This window comes from Tateyamaria sp., assembly GCF_059783535.1.
On sequence record NZ_JBYNDP010000183.1, the window covers coordinates 1 to 5,796 of the forward strand.

5 protein-coding genes are annotated in these 5,796 nt (G+C 61.4%); 4 read left to right on the plus strand and 1 reads right to left on the minus strand.

Annotation, left to right across the window (positions count from 1 at the left end; translation table 11 throughout):
- From AC6RA8_RS20640 to pobA, 4 genes are all read left to right on the plus strand, one after another.
- Positions 1 to 1,241, plus strand: a 1,241-nt coding sequence (locus AC6RA8_RS20640) for a glycine cleavage T C-terminal barrel domain-containing protein (RefSeq protein WP_500355461.1), incomplete at its 5' end; no start/stop codon positions are given.
- On the plus strand, positions 1,238 to 2,767 hold the full coding sequence (locus tag AC6RA8_RS20645; RefSeq protein WP_500355463.1) for a trimethylamine methyltransferase family protein: 1,530 nt from the start codon (positions 1,238 to 1,240) through the stop codon (positions 2,765 to 2,767). The genes AC6RA8_RS20640 and AC6RA8_RS20645, both read left to right, overlap by 4 nt.
- Positions 2,764 to 3,441 (plus strand): TetR/AcrR family transcriptional regulator, encoded by a 678-nt coding sequence (locus tag AC6RA8_RS20650; RefSeq protein ID WP_500355469.1) that lies wholly within the window; start codon positions 2,764 to 2,766, stop codon positions 3,439 to 3,441. The genes AC6RA8_RS20645 and AC6RA8_RS20650 overlap by 4 nt, the downstream gene beginning before the upstream one ends.
- A gap of 49 nt (positions 3,442 to 3,490) precedes the next feature.
- Entirely contained in the window at positions 3,491 to 4,660 is a 1,170-nt protein-coding gene (gene pobA, locus AC6RA8_RS20655; protein WP_500355465.1) for a 4-hydroxybenzoate 3-monooxygenase, read from the plus strand.
- 306 nt (positions 4,661 to 4,966) lie between these two features.
- Here pobA and AC6RA8_RS20660 read toward each other — a convergent pair.
- On the minus strand, positions 4,967 to 5,796 hold an 830-nt coding region (locus tag AC6RA8_RS20660; protein WP_500355467.1), incomplete at its 5' end, for an AsmA family protein.

Here is a 5,796-nt window from a genome sequence, read left to right on the forward strand (position 1 = left end):
AAACCACGGGCCAGTTCTATTCCCGGCGGTTCGTTATGTCCTATCCCAACGAACAACTGCCCGCAGGCCGTCCGCTCAAGATGGCCCCGGCGCATGACGCCATGACCGCCGCCGGATGCCGCTGGGGATCAAGCTGGGATCTCGAAACGCCGCTCTACTTCGCACCATCCGAAGACTTTGAAGAGAACCTGACGCTTAAACGCTCAAACGCGCATCAAATCGTGGGCGCCGAATGCCGGAACGTACGCGAGAATGTCGGCATGGTCGACATCACCGGCTTCTCCCGGTTCGAGGTGACAGGCCCAAATGCCGAGGTTTGGTTGAACAACGTCATGGCCTCCAAACTGCCTGCCCCCGGCCGCGCCAAACTGGCGCCAATGCTGGGCGAAGACGGGCGGCTCAAGGGCGATCTGACGATCCTCAACTTGGGCGCAGACTCGTCTGGAAATGGCACATGGTGGATCATGGGCTCTTACTACCTGCGCGCCTGGCACATGCGTTGGTTCGACGACCACATGATCGACGGCGTGCAGGTCCGCGATCTGGGCGAGGAGATGTGCGGCTTTGGCCTGACCGGCCCCAATTCCCGAAAGGTGATCGAAAAGCTGTGCCATCAGGACATCGGCGCACTCAAGTTTATGGGCTGTGGCGACTTCGATGTCGGCATGATCCGGGCCAAGGTGGCGCGCATGTCCGTCGCTGGTGAGCTGGGATACGAAATCAACTGCCGCTACGGCGACCACATCAAACTGCGCCGGATGCTACTCGAAGCGGGTGAGGAGTTCGGCCTAGAAGAATACGGCTTCAACGCCATGCTGTCGCTGCGGCTGGAAAAGTCCTTCGGCATCTGGTCAGCCGAATTCACCCAAGGCTACACGCCCGGCATGACCGGCATGGACCGCTGGATCGACTGGGACAAGGAGTTCGTGGGCAAGGCCGCCGCCGTGGCCGAGCGCGACGGGAATGGTCCCGCGCAAAAGCTGGTCACGCTTGAAATCGACGCCGGTGATGCGGACGCCAGTGGATACGAACCCGTATGGAACGGCGACAAGCGTGTAGGGTTCGTCACCTCGGGTGGCTACGGGCATACCGTGCAGAAATCGCTCGCCATGGCACTGGTTGACGCCGACGCAGCGACCGAAGGCACGGACTTGAAGGTCCACGTCGTCGGCGTGGAACGGTCCGCCAAGGTGATTGCCCCCTCCCCCTACGACCCGACAGGCAAGGCGATGCGGGGATGACCGACCTCCCCCGCCGTCGCCGTGGTCGTGGTGCGCCCCCACAAAAATCGCGCACCACCAACTACCGCAACCTGCGCAACCCGTTCCCCCCGATGAGCGTGTTCTCGGACGATCGGATTGCGGCGATGCATGAGGCAGCGCTGGATGTGCTGGAACGGCTGGGGATCAAGGTGCTGCTGCCCGAAGCACGGGCGCAGTTCAAAGCAGGCGGCGCGCGGGTCGATGACAGCTCCGAGATGGTGCATATCGGGCGCGAGATGGTCGAGGCGGCGCTCACCACCGCACCCAAATCCTTCCCCCTGATCGCAGGCCATCCCGACCGCAATCTGGTGATGGAACTGGGGTCCATGATCTTCCAGCCCGGCGCGGGCTGTCCCCATGCCACGGATCTGGAACGGGGCCGCCGCCCCGGCACCGAACAGGATTTTCGCGAGCTGATCACTCTGACCCAGCACTATGACGTGCTGCACATGATCCCGCCACTGGTCGAGCCGCAGGACGTGCCGCTCCACCTGCGCCACTATGCAATGACAAAGGGGCAGATGGAGCTGACCGACAAGCTGCCTTTCATCTATTCGCGCGGCACCGGGCAGGTCGAAGAAAGCTTTGAAATGCTACGCGACTTCCGCGGTCTGTCGGACACGGATTTCGCCGCCAACTCGCACTGCTATACGATCATCAACACCAACTCGCCCCGGCAGTTGGACATCCCCATGGCGCTCGGCGTGATGGACTTCGCCCGCCACGGCCAGATGGCGATTATCACGCCCTTCACCCTCATGGGGGCCATGGCGCCGATCACGGTGGCGGGCGCCATGACGCTCAGCCACGCCGAGGCGCTCGCGGCCATCACACTTGGCCAGTTGGTCAACCCCGGCGCGCCGGTGTGTTATGGCACCTTCACGTCGAATGTGGACATGAAGTCAGGTGCCCCGGTCTTTGGCACGCCCGAACACTTCAAGGCATCGCTCGCAGCCGGGCAGCTGGCCCGACATATCGGCCTGCCATGGCGCTGCGCCTCCGGATCAGCCGCCAACCTGGGCGACGTGCAGGCAGCTAATGAGACGCAGTTCGGCACGTGGGGCTGCCTGCTGGCCGGAGCCACCATTACGCTGCACGCCGCCGGTTGGCTCGAAGGTGGTTTAACCGTTTCCTACGAAAAACTGGTCACGGATGTTGAGGTTTTGCAGATGGTGGCCGAACTCTGCACCGCAACCCCCGCTGATGAGGCCGAGATCGCCATGGATGCGCTCGAGGAAGTACAACCCGGCGGCCACTTCTTTGGCGCCGCCCACACGATGGAACGCTACGCGACCGAGTTCTATGAACCCGTCGTGGCCGATTTCGCGAACTTCGGCACATGGGAAGAACGCGGCAGCGTTGACGCCACAACCCGCGCAACGGACATCTGGAAAGGCATCCTGCGAGACTTCACCCCACCCGCCATCAACGGCGACCGGATGGAAGCCCTGCACAAATACATCGCAGACCGGACAGCCGCAGGCGGCTGCGCCCCCACAAGCTGATGTCAGAGCCGCTCCTCCACCGCGACGATCCGGCCAAAGACCCGCTGGTTGGCAATATCAAGGTCACGCGCCAGGACTGGCTGAATGCCGCCCTTTCTGTCCTTAAACAAGGCGGGGTTGAGGCCGTGAAAGTGGCGGAACTAGCAGGGCAGATGGCTGTCTCACGGTCCAGTTTCTACTGGTATTTCAAGAACCGCACCGACCTGCTGAACGCCCTGCTCGATCACTGGGAACGCACCAACACGGCGGCCATGGTCGCACAGGCAAACGCGCCCGCAGGCACCATCACTGAAGCCTGCTGCAACGTCTTTCGCTGCAATATCAACACCGCGCTCTTCGACAACAGGCTCGACTTTGCGATCCGCGACTGGGCACGGCGCTCCGACCGGGTCAATGCGGTTCTCAAAGCGGGCGACGATGCACGCATCGCGGCACTGACACACATGTTCCTGCGGTTTGACTATCCCGAACTGGAAGCAAAAGCGCGGGCGCGGGTTATCTATTATATGCAGCTTGGCTACGACGACGCCAACCTTGGCGAAACGCTGGACGAACGGCTCGCCATGGTGCCGGGCTACCTCGTCGCCTACACTGGCCACGCCGCGTCAGATGCGGAAATCGAGGCCTTCGCCACCTACGCCCGCGACGTCACCGGCCACACCGGCCCTGCTTGACCTTTCTTCAAAATAGTTATGTCGTATGACAAATATCGGGGAGAGTATCATGCGCACTCAGGTCGGCATCGTCGGCGGTGGGCCGTCCGGCCTGTTGCTGGGCCAACTGCTCTACAAGGCCGGGATCGAGACGGTCGTGCTTGAGCGCAAATCGCGCAACTATGTCCTCGGTCGCATCCGCGCAGGCGTGTTGGAACGGGGCTTGGTCGGCCTGATGGGTCAGGCCGGTGTGGACGCCCGGATGAAGGCCGAAGGCTTTGCACATGACGGCACGCTCATCGCCTATGACAACGACATGTTCCGCGTGGATTTCACCACCCACACCGACGCAACGGTTCTGGTCTACGGACAAACCGAGGTGACGCGCGATCTCTATGATGCGCGGGACGCGACGGGCGGCGACACGCGGTTCGAGGTCGAAGATGTTGTGATACACGACGCCGACACCGACGCGCCCTATGTCACCTTCGACCAACACGGCCAAAACCACCGGATCGACTGCGATTTCGTAGCGGGTTGCGACGGGTTCCACGGCGTCAGCCGCCAGACAATTCCCGAAAACGTGCGGCAGGAGTATGAGAAGGTCTATCCCTTCGGCTGGCTCGGCATCCTATCTGAAACACCCCCCGTCAACGACGAACTGATCTACGCCAACTCGGATCGCGGCTTTGCCCTCTGCTCAATGCGGAACGAAAACCTCAGCCGCTACTACATCCAGTGTGACACTTCAGATGACCCATCCAACTGGACCGATGACGCCTTCTGGGACGAGTTGCGCCGCCGCATTCCGCCCCAAGCGGCAGACAGCCTGACCACCGGCGCCAGCATCGAAAAATCCATCGCCCCGCTGCGCAGCTTCGTGTGCGAGCCGATGCGCTGGGGTCGCCTGTTCCTGTGCGGCGACGCCGCCCACATCGTGCCACCAACCGGGGCCAAGGGCCTCAACACCGCCGCATCCGACGTTCACTATTTGAACCAGGGGCTGCGCCAATTCTACGGCGACGGCGACAGCAACGGGATCGACCGCTACTCGGAACACGCGCTCGCCCGTGTCTGGAAAACACAACGCTTCAGTTGGTGGTTCTCAACCCTCATGCACCACTTCCCCGGGCAAACCGCATTCGACAAGAAAATGCAGTTGGCCGAACTCGCCTTTCTGCGCGACAGCCAAGAGGCGCAAGCGGCGATGGCACTCAACTATGTCGGTCTGCCGTACTGAAGTCGAAACGCCCGCGAGCGCCCGTTCAGAAGTCAAAGATAGACCGGACCAATGTGCGTCGCGTGCCACATTGCGCAGGATAGATCGGTCTCAGAAACCTGGAAACCGGCACAACCTCACGCCGTCATTTTCCCCTCTCGCACCCGCAACAAAACGCCGCCCGCCTTCGTGGGCAGCTTACCGAAAATCTGGTTAATTTGGCCCAAACCGACCGTGCGCAAGGGCAAGTCCCTGACGCGATTACAAATTCAGAAAACCACCAAGATTTCGTAACACCGCCGAACAGGTTGTCCCCGCGGGGACAAATCAGTCAAACAGGCTCCGCAACCCCTTTTTGACCTCATCTTCCAGCTTCCGCTTGGCCGCACCTTCAAGGTCCTGACCCTCATCGGTGACACCCAGTTCCTTGGTCACTTTCTCGCGGACCTTCTCCTTGGCCCTCGCTTCGATCCTGTCTTTCTCGGCCTCGAGTTTTTCGTCCAGCTTCAGGTCAATGGCCGAGTCCAAGTCAGGTAGAATGCTCGGATCGGCCCAAGGCCCTCGAATGCGCACCGGGATCGCCAGGTCCGGTCCATCATCGCTTTTGAGTGCGGTGGGTGTGAACAGGTAGTCGATGTCCTGCTGGCCCAATCCAACCCGGCCTGCGCCGCGCGCCTCAAAGCTGCGCAGCACGACAAGAAGGTCATCGTTCAGAAGGTTGCCACCCTCCATCCGGAAGCTGGCGCTCATGTCTTCGAACACCGTTGTACGGCCGTTGCCCCTGCCAAATTTCAGAAGGCCATCAAGGTCCAGCCCTTCGATTGTGCCACCTGCGACATTGAACGATCCATTGCCCGAAAGGGACTTCATGATCGCGTCCACATTGGAGCCGACACCAAGGAACTTCACCTGCGCATTGGCTTTCCCGGTCAACATCTCAAGGTCCGCGGCATCCCGCAGGAAGGGTTGCAGGCCAAGGCCTCGCGCGGTCAGGTTCCCGCCGACGCTCAGACCCGAGCGGTTGTTGATCACGAACTCGCCCACCAAAGTGCCGTTGTAGGCGGCAACCTCGCGCAGTTCGAACACCATGCGACTGTTGTCATTGCGCAAAAGAGTGCGGGTTGGCCCCAGTTTGAATTGTCCAAGGTCGATGGAAG